Origin of the sequence: Mucilaginibacter sp. OK098 (assembly GCF_900142915.1) — a bacterium.
GTDB lineage: Bacteria > Bacteroidota > Bacteroidia > Sphingobacteriales > Sphingobacteriaceae > Mucilaginibacter.
In genome coordinates, this window is sequence record NZ_FRCM01000010.1 from 1 (window position 1) to 19,897 (window position 19,897).

18 protein-coding genes are annotated in these 19,897 nt (G+C 44.7%); 7 read left to right on the plus strand and 11 right to left on the minus strand.

From position 1 onward, the window contains the following. From BUE31_RS27400 to BUE31_RS27410, 3 genes are all read right to left on the minus strand, one after another. Positions 1 to 3,856, minus strand: a 3,856-nt coding sequence (locus tag BUE31_RS27400) for a cadherin-like beta sandwich domain-containing protein (RefSeq protein ID WP_143167285.1), incomplete at its 3' end; no start/stop codon positions are given. A gap of 519 nt (positions 3,857 to 4,375) precedes the next feature. Further along, positions 4,376 to 5,923: an FAD-dependent monooxygenase gene (locus BUE31_RS27405; RefSeq protein ID WP_073407075.1), complete on the minus strand. Its 1,548-nt coding sequence runs from the start codon at positions 5,921 to 5,923 to the stop codon at positions 4,376 to 4,378. Between the two features lie 41 nt (positions 5,924 to 5,964). Continuing rightward, complete coding sequence (locus BUE31_RS27410) at positions 5,965 to 6,783, minus strand: AraC family transcriptional regulator (RefSeq protein WP_083620421.1); 819 nt, start codon at positions 6,781 to 6,783, stop codon at positions 5,965 to 5,967. A gap of 226 nt (positions 6,784 to 7,009) precedes the next feature. Between BUE31_RS27410 and BUE31_RS27415 the strand changes: the two genes are divergently transcribed. Next, the gene (locus BUE31_RS27415; RefSeq protein WP_073407077.1) at positions 7,010 to 7,411 is read left to right on the plus strand and encodes a DUF5655 domain-containing protein; all 402 of its coding nucleotides are present in this window, start codon (positions 7,010 to 7,012) and stop codon (positions 7,409 to 7,411) included. Between the two features lie 35 nt (positions 7,412 to 7,446). Next, positions 7,447 to 7,839, plus strand: coding sequence for a DUF1801 domain-containing protein (locus tag BUE31_RS27420; RefSeq protein WP_073407078.1), 393 nt, complete (start codon positions 7,447 to 7,449; stop codon positions 7,837 to 7,839). Between the two features lie 524 nt (positions 7,840 to 8,363). On the opposite strand, the gene BUE31_RS27425 is transcribed toward BUE31_RS27420, so the two are convergent. From BUE31_RS27425 to BUE31_RS27450, 6 genes are all read right to left on the minus strand, one after another. After that, positions 8,364 to 9,962 carry an eCIS core domain-containing protein gene (locus tag BUE31_RS27425; RefSeq protein WP_073407079.1) on the minus strand — a complete coding sequence of 533 codons (1,599 nt, stop codon included), beginning with the start codon at positions 9,960 to 9,962 and terminating at the stop codon, positions 8,364 to 8,366. A 565-nt stretch (positions 9,963 to 10,527) separates the two neighbouring features. Then, positions 10,528 to 10,908, minus strand: coding sequence for a hypothetical protein (locus tag BUE31_RS27430; RefSeq protein WP_073407080.1), 381 nt, complete (start codon positions 10,906 to 10,908; stop codon positions 10,528 to 10,530). A gap of 205 nt (positions 10,909 to 11,113) precedes the next feature. Next, the gene (locus BUE31_RS27435) at positions 11,114 to 11,458 is read right to left on the minus strand and encodes a ubiquitination-like system serine protease family protein (protein ID WP_073407081.1); all 345 of its coding nucleotides are present in this window, start codon (positions 11,456 to 11,458) and stop codon (positions 11,114 to 11,116) included. Beyond that, a complete protein-coding gene (locus tag BUE31_RS27440; RefSeq protein WP_073407082.1) occupies positions 11,455 to 12,846 on the minus strand; it encodes a ThiF family adenylyltransferase in 1,392 nt (463 codons plus the stop codon). The genes BUE31_RS27435 and BUE31_RS27440 overlap by 4 nt, the downstream gene beginning before the upstream one ends. After that, entirely contained in the window at positions 12,830 to 13,246 is a 417-nt protein-coding gene (locus BUE31_RS27445) for an E2/UBC family protein (RefSeq protein WP_073407083.1), read from the minus strand. Before BUE31_RS27445 ends, BUE31_RS27440 begins: the two co-directional genes overlap by 17 nt. Then, complete coding sequence (locus BUE31_RS27450; protein ID WP_073407084.1) at positions 13,246 to 13,554, minus strand: multiubiquitin domain-containing protein; 309 nt, start codon at positions 13,552 to 13,554, stop codon at positions 13,246 to 13,248. Before BUE31_RS27450 ends, BUE31_RS27445 begins: the two co-directional genes overlap by 1 nt. A gap of 92 nt (positions 13,555 to 13,646) precedes the next feature. Between BUE31_RS27450 and BUE31_RS27455 the strand changes: the two genes are divergently transcribed. The 4 genes from BUE31_RS27455 to map all read left to right on the plus strand — a co-directional run bounded on the left by BUE31_RS27455 (position 13,647) and on the right by map (position 16,635). Beyond that, positions 13,647 to 14,324, plus strand: a complete 678-nt coding sequence (locus BUE31_RS27455) for an RNA polymerase sigma factor (RefSeq protein ID WP_073407085.1) — start codon at positions 13,647 to 13,649, stop codon at positions 14,322 to 14,324. A gap of 15 nt (positions 14,325 to 14,339) precedes the next feature. After that, positions 14,340 to 14,678, plus strand: coding sequence for a hypothetical protein (locus BUE31_RS27460; RefSeq protein ID WP_073407086.1), 339 nt, complete (start codon positions 14,340 to 14,342; stop codon positions 14,676 to 14,678). A 4-nt stretch (positions 14,679 to 14,682) separates the two neighbouring features. Then, positions 14,683 to 15,489, plus strand: a complete 807-nt coding sequence (locus BUE31_RS27465) for an ImmA/IrrE family metallo-endopeptidase (RefSeq protein WP_073407087.1) — start codon at positions 14,683 to 14,685, stop codon at positions 15,487 to 15,489. 381 nt (positions 15,490 to 15,870) lie between these two features. Beyond that, positions 15,871 to 16,635, plus strand: a complete 765-nt coding sequence (gene map, locus BUE31_RS27470) for a type I methionyl aminopeptidase (protein ID WP_073407088.1) — start codon at positions 15,871 to 15,873, stop codon at positions 16,633 to 16,635. A gap of 573 nt (positions 16,636 to 17,208) precedes the next feature. Here the strand turns inward: map and BUE31_RS27475 are convergent. Then, a complete protein-coding gene (locus BUE31_RS27475) occupies positions 17,209 to 17,802 on the minus strand; it encodes a hypothetical protein (protein ID WP_073407089.1) in 594 nt (197 codons plus the stop codon). A 214-nt stretch (positions 17,803 to 18,016) separates the two neighbouring features. On the opposite strand from BUE31_RS27475, the gene BUE31_RS27480 reads away from it, so the two are divergent. Next, positions 18,017 to 18,616, plus strand: a complete 600-nt coding sequence (locus tag BUE31_RS27480; RefSeq protein WP_073407090.1) for a Crp/Fnr family transcriptional regulator — start codon at positions 18,017 to 18,019, stop codon at positions 18,614 to 18,616. 240 nt (positions 18,617 to 18,856) lie between these two features. On the opposite strand, the gene BUE31_RS27485 is transcribed toward BUE31_RS27480, so the two are convergent. Beyond that, positions 18,857 to 19,834 (minus strand): NmrA/HSCARG family protein, encoded by a 978-nt coding sequence (locus BUE31_RS27485; protein WP_200801995.1) that lies wholly within the window; start codon positions 19,832 to 19,834, stop codon positions 18,857 to 18,859. Positions 19,835 to 19,897 lie beyond the last annotated feature (63 nt).

A 19,897-nucleotide genomic window follows, 5' to 3' on the forward strand; every position in this document is an offset into this window, starting at 1 on the left:
CTGTTTTGTAATTCTTATAACCGGGCCCGCTTACCGCAGTCAATGTGCTAACAGGGCTTGCTTTTATAGACGTTAACAGCGCATTGCTTGATAATACTGCTGACCTGTTTACTGTTAACGTATAAGTTTTGGTGGCGGTGCCATCTGATGATGTTACAATAGTGGTAATAGTATTTGTACCTACTGCTAATGGCAGGCTTGCGGAGGTTGTGCCCGAAGCTACTGTTGTGCCGTTAATTTTTATGGTGGCATTTACATCGCTGGCTGTTGGGGTTATTTTCAGGGTTGATACGGCATTTGGTACGTTTGCCGTATAGCTGAGGGTAGCTGCTGCAAATACAGGGTTTAACGTACCGCTGCTAATAATCAGGTTTGCAAGAGCCGCATTGTTTGAGATTACTTTTATATTCAGCGTAGCTATACTGCTGCCGTCAGCGTTATAAGCAGTAATGGTATAATTTGTTGCCCGACTCGCTACTGTTGGGGTTCCGCTGACAATACCCGTAGCGGTTGCAAAGCTTAAGCCCGCAGGTAAGAAGGGCGCTATATAATAACCGCCAACAGGAACGATCTTTTTAACCGCGTTGTTTAAATAATCGGCCACTAATACGGTGCCGGCACCGTCGACCGCTACACCTTTCGGATTACTGAAGCCGGAGCCTATAGTAACCGGGGCGCCCCCGCCAACAAGGATCTGCTTTACAGCATTGTTGCCATTATCGCCCACATACACGTTGCCCGCCGCATCTGCCGCTATGCCAACCGACTGATTAAACCCGGAGCCTATAGTAATAGGGGCACCGCCGCCTACCGGGATCTTCTTTACCAAATTGTGGCCATAATCGGTAACGTATACATTGCCCGCAGCGTCTACCGCTACACCACCCGGATTACTGAAGCCGGAGCCTAAAGTAACCGGGGCGCCACCGCCTACCGGGATCTTCTTTACCGCATTGTTGCCGTAATCGGCCACATAAACATTCCCGGCACCGTCTACTGCTACGCCATATGGTTGATTAAACCCGGAGCCTAAAGTAATAGGGGCCCCGCCGCCTACCGGGATCTTCTTTACTGCATTGTTGCCGTTATCTGCCACATATACATTCCCTGCGGCATCAACCGCTACACCTTTCGGATTACTGAAGCCGGAGCCTATAGTAACCGGAGCACCACCGCCCACCGGGATCTTCTTTACCGCATTATTACCGTAATCGGCCACATATATGTTGCCGGGAGCATCTGCCGCTACACCGTATGGATTATTGAACCCTGAGCCTGCTGTAACCGGGCTGGCGCTATAGCCGGGGGCAGCCACACCGCTGCTTGTTGGCGCCAGTGATGAAATAGCTGTACCAACGTTATAGGTATGAGGGCTGCTGTAACTAATAGTGGGTAAACCTGCGGGTAAAATCGTTGTAAATAATCCGCGGCCATGTGTGGCAGCTGCCAACGTCCGGTCAGACGCGCGAAACTTTAACATATCAACCTCCACATTTGCCAATCCTGAATTTGAAGGGGCCCAAATGGTAGAGTTTCCACTAAGCGCATCTGTTGTCCATACGCCAAGCTCGGTAGCAATCAAAGCTTTGCTTACATCACCCGGATAAAACATAGCCCAACGAACAGGCATATCGGGCAGGTTACCTTCTACGGCTGTCCAAACCGGTGTTGCCGCTGTAGCGTTTTTTGTTTCAAACAGGCTTACAATACCATAATTGAAGTACGATACTAAAATATGGTTTTCTGATGCAGGGTCAATAGCAACACATGAAACCGAGATATTATTAAGTGCCGGATTAGGGCTTAGTATAACGCTGGCGTTGCTTGTCCCAACATTTGCATTATTCACTACAGCTATGGTTCCGTTATCCAGGCCAAAATATACCCGGTTACTGGTAATAGGAGACACCGTTACTGAAGTAATATTACTACTATTAAAGCCTGCTACTGTAACTATTGAAGTACTGGGTGAACCAGCTGATATAACATTATTCCACCTGAAATATTGATTAGCCCCATAACCTGAATATAAATTTTTCTGATTGGAATCATAATCCGAGGGGTTTATAAATGAGCCTGTGTTTCCAAAAAAATGCTCAGTAAAACTTACACCGTTATCTAAAGAGATCCAATGGTTATTGTAAACATAAGAGGCGATCTGGGTATTTCCGTTTAACTGATCTATAAAAGCATCTCCACCATCACCACCTGTTACCTCTGTTGTACTATTTAAACCAGCAGCATTAAATTGTTGCGTGCCATTATCCTGTGCTCCTGCTAAAGCGTAATTATTATTGGTTGGATGTAATGCCACCGAATAAAACTGGGTAACATTATAACCACTATTCTGTGCAGTAAAAGCGGGTAGTGTTCCTCCGGTAGCATTGGCGCTCGGGGTATAAAATATCCCTCCGTCGGTTCCCATTAATAACCTGCTTGATGACCCCGGTGGATATACATAAGCATGATGGTCGGCATGTACATATTGTGAAGCGGTCATCCCGCTTATTTCTCCTGTGTACCATTGAGTTATAGGGGTCCATGTAGAACCTCCATCAGCTGATCTTACAGCATCCAAACTGCCGGCAAATAAAGTATTTGCATTATTGGGGTCAACAGCTGCAGCAATAGAATACCATGCCTGCCCGTTTGAAAACGAGGATCCGGGAGGCACAGCTTTAACGCCCCAGGTATTTGTACCCTTGTTGTATTGCTGAACAGATGTCAGGTCGTAGGTATTATTTCCTTCAAATAAAGCATAAACAATATTAGAATTGCCTGGTGCGCAGGCCAGTTTAATGCGCCACCAACTTTGGGTTGCCGGTGTTATAACACCTGTAGTTTCAGGAGTAATATTTGTCCATGTACCTGCATTGCCGGTGTTAGCACCATTAACAGAAAAATCAGACATAAATATATTCCCGGTGCTAAAAACACCTGTGCTCGCATAAACATCGCCATTAGCAGCTAATTGCAAGTCTGCCCCGTCGCCCGGAGCTGCTATAACCTGGTTCCAGGTAGTTCCGCCATCTGAAGATTTTTGTATCCCTAATCCTACTCCGGCAACATATACCGCCCCATTTTTATCCACCAAAATACTATTAGTCGATGTAAAGGTACTTGTAGATGTCAGCCTATTCCACGTAGTGCCGCCATCGCTGCTTTTCCACACACCCAATCCCTGGATAGCATCACCGTTAAACCAGCCTTCACCTGTTCCTGCATAAATCTCCAGGGGATTAACCGGATTTTGCGTTATGCAGCTAATAGCTATACTTTCAAAAAAATCATTTATTTTATGCCATATTACGGTAGCGGCTGTAATATCAGTGGTGTACCACAAGCCACCGCCTACCCCGCCGGCAAATACTTTTTTATAACCATTAGCTTTATCATTTAAATCAAATAATAAAGCCCTGGTACGACCGCCAACATTATTTGGCCCTCTTTCAGTCCATCCAATTGAGCTAATTGTATTAGTTGAACTTAAGCCTTTAATATTGCTGGCGTGCTGAATAAGCAATTGGTCCTTTATTTTCCTTGCCTGAATCAGCCTTTCAACCGGTACAATCTTCAATGCAGGGTCCATTGTTCTTTTTACCTCCTGTTCATGCCGCGCAACAATATTATCATCTACACCATCTTCAGGAGGGTCCTGAACGTTGCTCACCCCTTTGTAGTTAGCCTTGTTTTTTGAAATATGTTTAGTAGTGTCCCTGATTTTAAAATCAGGATCAATCAACATCAATTTTTTTATTGATCCTACCCGGTTAATTGCTTTAACATTTTGAAAAAATGCGCTAAAAAGCAAAATCATTAAAATTTTGCAAAATGCTTTTAGATAAAGTATTTTCATATAATATTATTTGTTGTTTTATGGTTAATTATATATGAATAACGCCAAAAGATGGTTAGTAAAAATTCGTTCGAATAATATATAGAAGGCTTATAGAGCGCATTTTAAAGACAAGGCTAATACTTATTAAATATACATGAAAAATATTATTAAAAACAAATATTTCCTGTAATTAAATGGGTGATTAAGAGTTATTTGTAAAACCCAAATGGCAAGATGCGTTGAACTAATAATTTTTGAATATGCTGATGAAAATCAGCTACTTATATTGAAGTTTGAGTATGTGCAGGAGTTTTTGTCCAGTAAGTATGACCCCGGCTGGATCGAGCTAATAATTTATTAATTTTCAGTTATTTATAAATATTGAAAAACTGCACAAAAAAGGCCCTGAAATTTGCGTTTCAAGGCTTTTTTTGAGCCAGTAGAGGGAACCGGCAAAAGGCCGAACTTTTTAAACGATTTAGAAAGTGTGAAAAGTAGAGCTTCTCCGACCTTTAACTCTTTTCAATGCCTGATCCCTTAACTACAAACAAACCAACTAGCGGCAGCTTTTTGGAGCTCGCTGCAATCCGGGTCGTTGTCAGAAGCCCAGGCGACAATCCCATCGGGGCGGATCAGTACAGCGCTCAAGCCTAATTGTTCCTTCGCCCGGCCCGAAACATATTTGATTCGGTCGCCATACTCACCCGCCAAAGTCTTAAGTGAAGTATTTATCTCAAAATCAAGCAGGATTCCTAGGCCATCGTACATTAACTCGCCAATCTTCATACCGTTTTCCAACTCAAAGTTGGGAACGCTACGGCCTGTTAAAGGGTGGTTGCTACCAGGATTGTAATGTAGGTTAACGCCCCACACCCGCCCTGCAAAGTAGGTAGCGCCATCGCGCGTATTCATAATGTCGCGAACAATTGCATTTAGTGCTCGGGCATTGGGCCCCGGTTTCATGATTTCAACCTGGGCGCGCGACCAATCTAAAACCTGTGCACCAATTGGGTATCGTTCGGTATAATAACTGTCCAGCAAGCCTTCCGGCGCTTGCTCCCTGATGGTTGCGGCAAGTTTCCAGCCAAGGTTCATGGCATCGCCCAGCCCAAGGTTAAGCCCCTGGCCTCCCAGCGGAGCGTGAATGTGGGCGGCATCGCCGGCTAAAAAGACCCGTCCGTTGCGATAGGTTGTGGCCTGCCGTGCCCGGTCGGTCCACGTAGTTGCGATATGCAGGGCGCTGATAGTAACGTCGGTGTTCGAGATGCGGCGTAGCACTTCCTGTACGTGTTCAAGCGTGATCGGCTTTTTTGAATGATGATATGCCCCGCCATCAAAATCCTGTATGATGACGTAACCTGGCTGCGATTGCAGGTACATGCCTGTTGGCGTCACGTTGCGGCCCGGGCTTAGTTTCTCCGGGTCGGCAATGTCAATCCGGGTAGAGTAGCCGGTAAATTCCGGCTCCGTACCGGCGAATTCAAAACCGCCCGTCTTGCGAACAACACTCCGGCTGCCATCGCAACCCACGAGGTATTTACCATTAAAAGATTGGTCACCTGATTTAACTGTCACCCCATCTGCTGTTTGGTGAAAACCGGTAATGGCAAGCCCGCGTTTGATCACGACACCCAGGGCTTCTGCACGACGGGCCAGAACCGTTTCAAGCTCTTCCATTTCAGAAATTAGGCTGGCGTCTGTTGAGCCTGGCAGGCGATACTTCCACTGTGAAGTGTCAATATTATCGTCATAAAATACAATGCCGGCGAAGTGTCCTCCCTGGCGACGGGCCCCTTGTTTGGTATTTAAGTGAGGGTTTTTAAGGCGTTTATGTATATCGAGTTCTTTTAGCAACCCTCTGCGGTAAAGCGCTTCAATAGTAGGCGCATTAAGCCCCCGGATCCCAAAGGGAAGCTGCTTTAATGGCGAGTGCGGATCCTCTGCCTTTTCCAGTATCAGCACTGAACATTTGGCCAGGGCCAGTTCACAGGCGAGGAACAGACCTACAGGCCCTGCGCCTACGATAATTACATCGTGTATAGAATTATTTTGTGTGGATTTATTGTTTTCTGATGTTGCTTTCATATTTATTAATTGAAAGCACAAAATTCCGGAACGCCCTTGAGTTAGGATTGTATAAACGCGACAAAATCGTTGCTTACAGCCTGTTTCCCTTTCTTCGCTTTTCGCGCGAATGCCCCCGGAGTAATGCCGCTGTAACGCTTGAACTCCCTGCTTAGATGGGGTTGGTCCGTATAACCCAACTCATGAGCCAGGCCAGCAAGGTTACAATCCGGGTAATGCCATAACCGGTTTCGTACCTGCTCAAAGCGCATCAGGCCAGACACATCCTTAACACTATAACCGGAAGATTGCTTGAAGTTCCTTTCCAGTGTACGAACCGTAGCATGAGCCGCCGCCGCTACCTGGCTTACCGGCATGGTGCCGTTCGTTTTCCTCATAGCAACTCCCGCTTTGTATAACATACTGTCGCCAGCAATCTCCGACCGTGCATCCAGGAAGTATTGTTTTACCTCAGCCAGCGCTTCATCTATCCTGCCCGCATGTATCGAACTATTCAGCGTGGATTGAAGCCGGGCAATAGGATGCTCAAATATACGCACGCCGCCTTTACCGGGCTGTAGTCCGAGCAAATCGAACACGGTCCAGGGAAAGCACCTGATCGCAATGATCTCCAAACGGTTTTCCGTGTAAAAAACAACAGGCTGATTGAGCAGCCCCATCATAAACGGGGATGGCAATGGCTGCTTGGCCCCATTGTAAGAAATGCTAAGGGCGCTCCCGAAATGAAAAATAATTTCTGCGTAGCCGTCCGGTTGTACTTCAAAACTTGACCCTGGTTCCCCGGAATCTCTCCTGTTGTACCAGAAGCACTTTATGGTATCCCGGAGCTCTTCAGGAGGTTCAAATTCTTGGTGCTGCATTTTGCACAAAGATAGCATGTTTAAAATCCGCCATGTAATTTTCGTGCTTATTCATCCAGGCAGATATTAATTTGTCATCCTGAGCGCGAGCGAAGGATCTTCTATGCGGGACATGAACGCAAGACTAGTATGGCGGCGACTCATGATCTCCGGTTTAAACTTTATAGAGAAGTAATATGCCGCTGCGATTTTATTTTTGAAGATCAAAACCCTAACTTCATAGCATATGAGCTGGATCTGTCCGAAATGTGAGCGGGAACTCCCCAAACCGGAGCAAAGGCATTATTGCGCGCGGGTAAGCCTGGATAGTTTGTTCCAGGGCCGACCGCCTGAGCTTGTGCTGGTGTTTGATAAGATCCTGGCCGAGGTGGCGGATTGGGATGGCGTGCTGGTTGGGATCACCCCGAACTGTATCGTTTTTACCCGGCGGCTAACCTTCCTGGTGATCCGGCCGATGAAAAAGGAGCTGGACGTGAAGTTTTATTCTAAGGTGCCGCATCCCGAAAGACCGGTAATCAAAAGCATAGCTTCGGGTAATAAGTTCGAAAACCATATCCGGATCGCATTGCTGGATGATTTGCGCCCGGCTTTATTTAACTATCTTCGGGAGTCTTACCAGCTGTTATAAAAAGCCAATCAATAAATAACCGATAAAATAAAACCATGACCGTAACCGAATACATCAGCAGTGTGCCGGCAGAAAGGCAGGCTACCTTAACTACGCTCCATGAAGCAATACTGGCTAATGACCCGACCGTAACCCCGGTGATAAAGCCAATGATGGGTAAGGAAATGATCCTGTATGAAGAGCGCTGTTACATGAAATACGGGCTGGCCAGCACCAAAAACTATATGTCGCTGCATTGCCTGCCCATGTATATGAACCCATCCCTTCATTCCAAATACGCCGATCTGTTACCCGCCGCCAAATTCCAGAAAGGCTGTATCAATTTTACGGATGGGGAGGCGTTGCCGCCTGCGGTTTTAACCGCCCTGATCGCTGAATGTTCGTCCATCAGCATCGCGGACATGCTTGAAAAACGTAAAAAGAAATAACGTGAAAATTGAATCTGTTATCTTCACTAGCACAGGCAGGGACTTGTTTTTCGGTTAGCTGTCTCTGTCCCAGCAGGGTCTCGCAGAGCGGACCCTGCGCTGGGTTTGTAAAAATTTATGACATAGAAGAATGCCGTATACTTAGCGCGCGGCGCAGGTTCCCTTGCAGGAGAGCCTGCGAAGACTGAAGAATGAAGCGTTCCATTTTTACACGGAACACCCGGAACAAAGTGAAACATGCTGATTATCAATTACATTTATTTTTACCTATAATTAATATATTGATTATCAAATAATTAAGTAATTTTCGGGGAATTCCTTCCACACATTTAGCAGCCAAATAGTGATGCAGGCCTTTTGAAGGGAATACCTGCCGGCAAGCTACACACCGGCAACGCGTTATGTCCCAGCAGGGTCTCGCAGAGCGGACCCTGCGTTGGGTTTGTAAAAATTTATGACATAGAAGAATGCCGCATACTTAGCACGCGGCGCAGGGAGTGGCACGCTTGGCACGGGTGGGTAATTTATTTTTTTTGTTTAACCGCTGCCATAATTTTCGTTAAATAACCGGTTTTGCTCATCCAGGTATAAACATCAGCGTATTTACCATTCTTAAAATCGGGGTCTGCCTTAAAAATGGCAAAGGCCTCCGCGAATTCCTCTTTAAAATTTCTTGGGAGAGGAGGATCAGTAATACTGGGAATAATACGGGGTTTGTCCTTAACTAATGTTACAAACTCGTTTATCACCCTGTCCTTGGCCATGTCGAACACTTTTCTTGCAGCTTTGTCGGCGGCATCCAATTTGGCAATCTCTTTTTTATGTTTTTCCTGTTCCTCCCCGGAAGGGAATTTTTTTTCGATGGCGTACATATAAGCCTTATTAGTAGCTATCTGATTTTCATAAGCCGTACGATATTCGGCTATTTCCAAAGCGTGTCCAATTTCGTGAAGCAACTCAAACTCGCCTTTATCTATTCCAGACAAGCTAGAGTTGACCGCTTCGGGATCGGCAAAGCATTTATCATACATGGATATTTTATACACACCGTTAATCATATCGGGTTCATGGAAACCACATTCTTCCACCTTCGGTTCTTTATAATCAAGGTCGTGCTTACGTCTTGACTCTTGAGATGTCCATCGGATAAACTTATAATTTCTAACCACGTCCTTTTCCTTACCAACAAGCCTGCCAAGTGCTGATTTTAGTATTTTGATTTCACCGTCAGTCCAGTCTTTATCGCCTTTTTCAATCGTGATATTATACTGCGTTTGGAGTTCCGTCCGTTCATCCGGGGCTTTTTGAACCACTTTATTTAAAGAAACGTTTTGTTGCACCACATGCGTCAACTCGTGGGCAAGCAACCTTTTCCCACTATCGGTTTCCGGCGAAAATTGATTTTGGTTAAAAACAATATTATTCCCGTGGGTATACGCCAATGCATTGATCGACTGTGCTGATTTTGCCGCAACACCGTCATCATGGATCTTTACATCTGAAAAATCGCGTCCAAACCTCTGCTCAAAAAAGCTTTTTGCATCCCCGGGCATGGGCGAACCTTTGGAGGAAAGCGAACTGACGTATGAAGAAACATCGTTACCGGCCTCAACGGGTTGGGAAGAAGTTTCTTTCCGGTGGACTTTTTCGTCATTTTCGCAATCACTGCACTTGCGCTGTATGGGGGGTATTGATGATGATGAAGGTGAAAACGGCAAGCCATTGGCCGGCATCCGCATCACCTTATCTGCCATAGCATCTGCCTCCTGTTCGTATTGGTCGCCAGGGGCATTAATAGTAAGTTTTGCCTGGATGAACGGCACTTTATTGGATGTGCCAGAGGCAGTATTTGTATCAAACGTTTGTTCTTTCTTTTGGATAGGTTGGAACGCCTGCAATGGAGTGCTAACGCCTGCATTGAAAAATTTACGCTGCACGGGTAATTCTTCTCCCTCACCCGGCTTTTTTTGAACGGCAGGTTTGTGTTGAATGGCCATGCCTGGTACGCTGCCAACAGCTTTAATACTATCATTCCTTAGATTTCCAGCAGTCATTTCAGACGCAACGGCACAGTATAGCTTTTGGGCGGAATTAGGGGTATCAGATTGTTTTAAGGCAGGCATGGTAAGGCAAGGTTTTTTTATTGTTTAAATATATGAAAATATATTTCCTGTTAACGCACTTTAATTTTCATTTTTTGTTAGATATGCAATGCGTTAACAGTAGCGTTATCAGTCGTTATGCCACATTTGTCCCTATGTCCCAGCAGGGTCTCGCAGAGCGGACCCTGCTGGGTTTGTAAAAATTTATGACATAGAAGAATGCCGCATACTTAGCACGCGGCGCAGGGTCCCTTGCAGGGGCCCCTCAATGCAATTAAGTTAAGAAAATGTTGGTTATACTAACCACATAGCAGCATCCAATAGCCCCACCTAAATCCTCCCCGGTAGGGAGGACTTGAAAAAAATAAACGCGGGCGAAGCTAAAGTCTCCCCTACCGGGGGAGATTTAGAGGGGGCTAAATGTTTAAGGTGTCCTTAATTTAATAGCATTGAGGAGACCCTGCGAAGACTGAAATACTTTTTCCTTCCCTCTTTGCGTAGCAGAGAGGGTGATCCCTCCGCTGGCTAGCGGAGTCGATCGGGTGAGTCGACTCTGCGAGCGATATTCCCGCCAGGCACCATTCAATTACCTCAATCTATTTTCGGGCGCAATTATGCGTTCTATCACTTGGCTGCGGGATTCAGCACCGCCAGGGTTTTCTTCAGTGGCATTAACATCCACGGCGCCGTAATTATTCAATACGTCAACCGCTTCCTGCGCCTCCCTGGCCGAGACGGCATGCACGGTAACCACCGTACCTTGTCGCCCCAGCGAGGCGTAGTGGGCGGCCTGCTTTCCGTCTTCATAAATATGTTTGAAAAAGTCGCCTACCCGTTCCTGCCCGGCAGCATCGCTTCCACTGGTATGCACGTCAATGTTTTCGCTTTCAAATTCATTTGCCAAAAGGTACGAACTGGCCTCATCTGCCAGTTCTGCGTTTTCAAAAATGCCGATCACTGTTATCATAGCTATTCAATAAATTGAAGGGAAAATTGTTTTAAAAATTGGGAAGGGAAAGAGAAGTAATCTTGTTTGTAGATAAGTTTTGCTTCGGAAGGCATAACAACTACGTAGCGTGGTGGCAACCTAAACGCGGGGCGCTAGTAGGCCTTTATGCTCCTGGCCAACGCTGCATAGTGCCGGGTGGGGAAAGTTCAAAGTATATTTTATGTTAAAGATGCTGACCTTTAGCCCATTTTACTTTGCCATTTTTTATAAAAAAATGACTTTTGCATCCGGTTTTCTTCCAAATAGAGGGTTTTAAACTAATCTTCTGTCTGCTTATGAAAAACGTCCAACATGGGCTTGCTTCATTGAGTAGGTTAAGGTTGATTGTCATTCCACAACCGCAAGGGCATTTCAGTACAGATAGCCATTGATTGCAAGGTTCACCAATGATAAATATCTTATTCGGAGCAACCGTTTCGGGGATATCTTTTTCAAACTGGTAACGAAAGTACCTCTGCGGGCCACTCCAAATTTTTAAACGGGCAAGAATGTTTTTTAAATATTTCATGTTGCTATATCTGAGAATTCGATGAACGGAATGATATCACCTCGGCCTGTTTTTTTGCGAAGGTAACCGTCGATTTCAAATGAATCTTCACTAACATTAACAATACAGTTCTCAGTAAGGTCAATTGTGCTAAGGCCATAGTTAGCACAGCCTTCTGCTTTATATGGATGTAGCCGGTTCAAGAACTCATTGATACTATGGCTGCTAATCTGCATGTTCACGCTAATAACAGACGGACTGTTGACATTGACGTTTTTTATATAGGCATTTTTCCGTAGAGCTGCATATTCTTCAGGATTTTGGCGGAACTGTGCGGATGCACGTAGGTCTGCCGTAGTGTAAACGCCACGCGTGATGAGTGATGAACCGCCAGGTTGAAGATAATGCACCGACCCGCAGATTTTTTGAATACCGCCGATGCCGTCGGCTTCCAGTTTGACGCCGAGATCGAAATAGGGAATTAGGTAAAAGCTGCATAGTTGGTTAAGTAAATGCCGACCATCTATGCTATCCATACAACCGAAGATAACATCGCAACCGGATAGAGATTGTAACGATGGAAGGTGGTCATAAAGATTGAACGGGTAACATTCCGTTTCCGTGCCAAGACCTATCAACCTTATGGCATCTGCTAAGGCTTTTACCTTGGGTGTTTGCTCATTTGCATCACGGACGCTAGTATTTAAAATCCGGTTTAAATTTTTGTGTTCGACGAAGTCGGGATCGATCAAGACGAGCTTTTTAACACCTAGCCTGGTGAGTTGCTCCACCGTTGGGCTGCCTGTACCCGAACAGCCAACAACGCCGATGACTAAGCTGTTGAGTAGGTTATACGTTTTTTGTCCAAAGGCTTGAATTGTTCGCTGTGCAAAAGCATCTAGGCCGTCGATCGAGGTTAACTCATTAATGGCAATTGTATCACCAATGACTGATATTTTATCAATAGGCAAGTAATTGCCGTCAGGATAAATGAATCGGCCAAATAAATTACCGTCTGGCAGCATTACGGAACTCGCATGAGGGGCATCGCTATCTGTCCAACCAAACACCGAATTGAAAAATTCTCTGTCTGATTCGTCATCAGTTTTGGAGAATTGATCATAGCCGCCTGGATGGCTGTGTATTTTTAGGATCGCTAAGTCTGTACAAGCAACTCGGTTAAAGAAAGGAATAATTCTCTCAGTTGGCCATTGCAAACGCCCAACACTTCTTTCTAGGCAATCCTGATCCGGTATTAGGAGAATCTCGTGTACGAGCAACGTTTCTCCACAGGGCTGAGAATTCCTACCGCAAAGCGCTACGGCTACGGATTCCAGCCCATCGCCAGAAAACAGGTGTTTGACTAATTGTTGGTGATGTGCACCGGATATTTTAAGTTGTAATTGCATTTGCTCTTTTAATAAATTCTTGTTCAAACCAGAAATTGACAAGGCTGAGGTGGGTGGACAGGTCATCAACCCCCTCGCGCCACGGATTAACAACAGTGCGGTGACGCGACCATCGTTGAAACGACAGACCATCTATTTGCTGTTGAACGACCGCCCCAATCGGTTGCCCATCCTCACGTGCCAATGGTGGATAGAAGTAGGCCATGTCCAGGCCGGTTCTTGGATAGCCTGTTTCGATTTTTATCGCAACAGTGGTTTTGTCGATTTGGTAACCAGGCGGCACCGGATAATTGTAAAGGATTACCCAGTGCATGCCTTGATTATTTACCGTTTCCCATTCCATGCCTTGACTTTCTAAGAAGATGATATCATCTTCAGGGAGGGGGAACTGTTTTCTCATTACTTTTCTCCCTCAGTCTGGTCAAGTGGGATTGTCATAAACTTTTCCACGCCTGGTTCAACAAAACTTACCTCCTGGTCATAGCCTATCCTAGTCACTTTACCACCCTTATAGCGTTGGTTAAGCTGGAAGCGTTCTGGTGGTGTTTTACCTGCCAGTTTTAAAATTTCGTGGCCTGTAAGGCATTCTTTCTCTACCTTGTACTTCAAACGGTCAACCATTATCAGGTAATGGTGACCTCTCGGGATTTCGCGGTTTTCCCTGACATACAGCTCGATGTCAATAATCAAAATTTCATGGATGTTCATAATTTTCGTATTTTACAACAAGAACCTGTAAGCGGGACAGGGTGATTTTGTCCCGCTTTGGGATTATATAGGTATAACGCAATGTGTGGATCATGAATAATACAACGAATACCTTATCCGTGGTAAAGAGCTTGAAAGATCTTTCCGACCGGGACTTAGTATTAGGTTTAAAATCAATTGAAGAAGAATCTTCAGTGAGCCGATACCAAACGGAATTTTATAGGCGGTTTGCGCCTTATATTTTTAAAGTAGCCTCGCAGAACTGTCAGGTTTATCCAGGTGGTGACGCCCTTGCACGTGATTTAACACAGGAAACTTTTATCCGCGCTTTTGCTGCTATAGATAATTTTACTATTATCGTAGGTGAAGACGCTGTTTTCAAAAAACTCATAAAAGCTTGGTTAGGAAAGATTGCCAATCGGCATTTTTTGAAGCTTTATGCACTGCGGAAAAATGAAGATGCTGAAACGGAGTGCACAGAAGCGCAAGAGCCTTCCTACGATGTATTCGATACATTATTTGAACCACCACCGGAAGAACAGCCGTCAATGTATGTTAAGTTATTGCGAGAGGCAATGGCTCGCCTGAAAGAAATTGACCAACATATTGTCAACAGTTATGCCGCTGAGGGGTGCTTGGAATCCACAAGACACATTAGCGATAGCACAATGCATTTACTATGTGAAACATATAAAACAACATCAGAAAATATAAGAAAAAGAAAGAATAGAGCCCTCCAAAAGATAAGAGAGCACTGCTTTAAAAATTAATTAGGGAAACACATTATGAAAAGCTTGGCAACCAACAACAACTCGAACTCCAAAGATCCTAAAGTAGATCTAGAATTCCTATTAAGGACAAACGGATTTCTCTTTCCGGAGACAGTTAATGAAGTATCAGCCTACGAACGTACTTTCGGCGATACAGATATCATTCTGCCTGACGATATGCAGGAACCGTCATTTTTAAAAGAAGCTTATTCAAAGCTGACTGCGCATCAAGATAACATTATTAAACTACAAACAGAAAACTGTTCGCTAGCTGCAAGGGATGAGAAAGGAAATGAACTCCCGGACCACATCAAGAAGAAAATGGAGGATGACTTGGCTAAATTAAAACTATAAGAATGTGGAACCAGAAAGATATGAAGATATAGCAGAACTTGCTGAGTCTATTGCGGAAGAAAATTTTGCTAACGGCAAAACGGATTTGGAACTGATCCTGAAGAAAAAAAATATTATACTGGTCAAAGGTAATTACGAGAAATACTTTATCGGTACGTTATACCATAAATCCAAAGAATTTACAGTGTTTTTGAACATGGATATGTTGGATGAAAACAAAATACCCAGGATCAGGTTCACAATCGCCCATGAACTCGGACATTATTTTATAGATGAACACCGCAACCTGTTGAAAAACGGAACTTCATTATCCTTCAATGCCTCACACAATTGCGATTTAAACGAAAAGGAAGCAAATCATTTTGCTTCCTTTTTGTTAATGCCAACCAAGCGGTTTCTGACCAAAGCCTTTGATACGGAGTCAGGCCTACCAGGCATATTACAGCTTGCCAACCAATTTGAATCATCTATCGAAAGTACATCGATTCATTATATGAAACTCAATTGCTGCAATGGTTTGTTGATTCGTTGGAAAGAAGACAACACCGCCCAATTCCACCTTTGCTCTAATGCCTTTGCGAACATTATTGGTTCCGGCCCAAAGCCGAGCATCCAATTAAATCCTGTTTATTTGGATAAATTGAAGAATGAGCTGGATGCACAGGGAACAGAATATAAAGTTCTGGAAAACGCTACTAATCTTTCCCGTTGGTTACTTCATATTGGGTCCGGTTCGGCGCTTGACTTGCCTGCTTTAGAGCAGACACTTAGGCTCGGAGCGTATGGAGGAATTACACTAAATTATAATTAATTTGGACTAAATTGATGTTTAACTAGTGTAATTATTGGGACCTTGGTGCTAATATCCGTTAGTCCAGATGCTCTCCCCCACCTGGCGCTAGTACCCGCGTCGGCCAAAAGAGGCGGGCTACTAGTGCCCCGCGTTCAGGTAACCAACATGCGGGTTGTAAAAAGCCCCCTCACTGGTCGAAGTTGCTCAACCTCGACCTAAAATATAAAAAGCATTCTGCTTGTCCACAAAACAAAAAAGCTCCTGCCCGGGTTAAGCATCCATGCTTAACTGCAACAAAAGCCGAACATAATTGCCGGAACGTTGTTTTGATAAACTGACGTTTGGTAAACGGTGTAAAGTGTATTAATTGTTAATTTTGCGACAGATAAAAAGTTAAAAATGTCTATAACAACGGAAAACGAAAGAATTGGAATGCAGCAGGCAAGTGATGTTGTTGCCATCACGCTCAAAAAGATGCGTAAGTTTGCCAAACCGGGCATTTCAACAAAGGAGCTTGATGAGTATGGCGGCGAGTTGCTGGCACAGATGGGCGCAAATTCTGCACCTGCGTTAACCTATGGTTTTCCCGGGTATACTTGTATCAGTATTAATGAGGAAACTGCGCATGGCATACCATCAGTGGATAAGATCCTAAAAGAAGGTGACCTGGTAAATATAGATGTGTCGGCAGAATTAAATGGCTATTGGGCAGACAATGGCGGCTCGTTTGTATTGGGCGAAGATATTCACGGCCATGGCAGACTGGTAGAAGCATCAAAAGAGATCTTGAGGAAGGCGATAAGCAACATTAAAGGAGGTGTCAGGATATCGGAGATAGGCAGGTTAATAGAGACTGAAGCCAAAAAAGCCGGCTACACGATAATAAAAAACCTGACCGGGCATGGCGTTGGTCGCAGCCTGCACGAAGAACCCCATGAGATAGCTAACTACTTCGACAGGTATAACACCGCGCGTTTCAAAAAGAATTCGGTGGTAGCGATAGAGACATTCATTTCAACACGGTCAACAATTGCCGATACACAAGCCGATGGCTGGACCCTGAGGGGTAATAAAGGTGGCTTTGTTGCGCAGCATGAGCATACCATTATGGTAACTGGCGGTCAGCCAGTGATATTTACAGCGCAGAACGGCATTTGGGAGTAATTATCAACCAAGGGCAATGTAAACCGGGAAGTATTGAAGCGGCCAGCTTTTAGTCCGGATATTCCATCCCGGGCTATAACATAATGCAAGGCTTTTTTAGGTTTTGCTTTGCAAATGGATCGCTTGACTAAAGCCGAATTTTATAGAATAAATATCGCCATCCTGATGCCTGGCAAACGCCTCCAAAAAACAATCAAAATGAAAGTTTTTGGCCTTGCCAACTGGTAGTGCACAGAAATTGTCCCCGCCCGTCCAAGCCTCTGGCTTGGTCGCAAACTGTTGCGAGCGTCCCGCTCTCGGTTAACATCAAAAATTATCGGCAATTTAAGACTTAAATCCTCATCATTTACTTCTCAAAATTCCTTATTTGATCAAATTTACTTATCAATAGTCTGCTTGCAATCATGAGCGGGACGCTCACAACAGTTTGCGTTTAAGTGGCACACACGGGCGGGGGGCAAAATGCTTATCCCATCCAAAAACCTCCCCATCCACACCCCTCCCGGTTTATAACCCACAAACAAATAGCCCCCTTTACTAACAAAGCGGGCTATTTATAATGCAAATTGTATTTTAAGCGGTTGTTGATCGGGTCGTCTTAACCGTCTTCGCCAACCTCACCCCCGCAAGCAAATAATAAAAAGCTCCAAATGCGGCATAGCCGGCCAAACTGCTGATTCCCTTTGTAGGGTCGTGTGCCAAAAGGATAAAAGAAGTGCCGCCAATTACAGACTGCCCACCGCTGATGATCATCGGCCATTGGCCACCAAGAAATTTCCTGCGGCGTAAGCCTAAGATCAGCTGGATCAACCCCGTTCCAATTGCCCAGGCACCGAAAACTATCAATGCTTCGGGAACACCTTTCTGTAAAGCGATGCCTACAGCTACGGTAGTGATCCCACTGATTACAGCATTTACATATTGCGGGGTTTTAGACGGACTGTTGTGGTTGGCGCGGATGTCGAGGAAGGTGCCCACTACGTCCCATGCAGGGTAAATGATCAGTAAAACGCTGGCAATTCCCAATGATGTTTTTGCAAAAAATGCGATGAGGATCACCCATATCACTGAAAAGGCGGCGCGGGTAAAATAAAGCTTGCGTAATGATGTGGCAGTTTCAACGGCCTGTGCGTCTGTTACTGTATTTGATTGAGAAGTTAATGTCATGATTTGTAATTTTAAGTGTTTTGTTATGGCAAAGGTCCGCAGGATCGCCCGGCGGGATTTTCACTTAAGTTAAAATGCCGTTAAAACTGACGCTGCGATTACAGTGCGTTGCCGGGGTAAATTTTCACTTAAGTGAAAATGATTGTGTAATATTCAGGGTATATTTGATGAATGCCAGGTATAATTACAGGTACGCAATTAATATAGGAATCAAATGACCTGTACAAACGATATCATTTTTAAGCACCTGAGGGATTTTGCGCCATTGAACGATAAAGACATTGACGACAGCCGGCCTTTTTGGAAAGCGCGGAAAATGAATAAAGGGGATTTCTTCAACATGCAGCAAATGGTTTGCAATGATCTCGGCTTGATCGTCAAAGGCATATTCCGGATCTATTATCAGGACCCCAATACAGAAGAATACAAGAACGTCTACTTTTTCTCTGAAAATCAGTTTGTCGTTTCTTTCCGGAGCTTTGTATCACGCAACCCCTGCTGGTATTTTATCGAAGCGATGGAAGACTCGGAAATTTTCTTCATCTCCTATAAAGATCTTAACGGTTTGTATGAAACGCATCCAAATTGGGGGAAATTTGGCAGGTTGCTGGCTGAATCGTTCTTTAATCTTGCCCAAACGCGTACAGAAGAATTTATCTTTTACTCACATGAGCAACGTTATACCAGGTTGCTTGAACAGCATCCGCATATTATTGAGCGCATTCCTGCTTATCATATCTCGTCTTACCTTGGTATTACAAATCCATCACTGAGCCGCATCAGAAAGCGTATTGAAAGTAAAAAGGGTGGATAAGTTATTTTACGGTCATTGTCGTTATCCCCCGCCGGTTATGCATCCGCCATTAACCGAAAAAACAATTGCGGGTGCCCACACTCGCGAAAATGAACGGATATTATAAAAATAAAAAGCCTCAAATCTTTGATACAAAGCTTTTTGGATGATTGCTTTGCAAATGGACCGCTTGACTAAAATCGAATTTTTATAGAATAAATATCACCATCCTGACGCCTGCCAAAAGCCTTCAAAAAACAATCAATAGGAAAGCTTTTGGCCTTGCCAGCCAGTAGTGCGTAGAAATTGTTCCCAATTGAGGCTATCCGGGTTTGTTTGGCGGCTCCATAGCCAGTCGCGGTCTTTGCCGAAATAACCATATTCAACCGCGTACTCCGCCATCCCCAAAATCTCACGCACTAACAGTTCGTTTTCGCTAAATTCCGGAAAATGATGAAGCAAATCCTCCCGTTTGAATGCGGAACTATACACAGCCTTCCTGCCTGTGACCTGGACGAAAGTATCGACCATTTCCCGGGCTGAGATAATATCGCCGATTATTGGCAAAGACTTACCGGCATATTGACCCGGATTTGAAAAAATTTCTAAAACAGCCGGCCCTGTGGCAGTAAGGGGATCAACAAATGGCGCGCGGAAGTCCTCTGGTAAATAAATCGGAAATACAAGCGTATCGTCCTTAAAATACGGAGTGTAAAACTCCATAAGATTGGTGTAAAAAAATGCCATGCAGATAAACGAGCTTATGATTGGAAGCGTGCGGATATATTGTTCAATTTCGGCCTTGTCCGTAAAATGCGGAGCATACTTTTTCCCGCCCGTAATTTCAGCTACATTTTCCAAACTGCTGAAGATAATTTGTTTTACGCCTGCTTCAACCGCCGCGTTTGCCAGCTGTTTACCCAACTCCATCTCGTGAGTTAGGGGAGGAGCAATGCTGGGCGTCATCATGAAAACACCATCCGAGCCGCGGAACGCTTCCACGAATTCTTTTTTATATCCCAAATCAAGTGGTAACTTCACAAGTTCCGCTCCTTGCGCGACCAAACAAAGCGCCTCTGGCGAATCAACACGGCGGGTAATGCCGCGCACACGATAACGCCCGCTCTGTAGCAGCGTATGCGCAGCGCTGCGTCCCTGCTTGCCCAAAACACCGGTGATAGTGATGAGCGGCTTATTTTTTTGTGTCATTGCCTCATGTCCTTTTAAATCAAGTGCCATTTTTTTGTTATTTAAGTGAAACTTATAACTATAAAAATTATAGTTGCAAAACTATTTATAGCT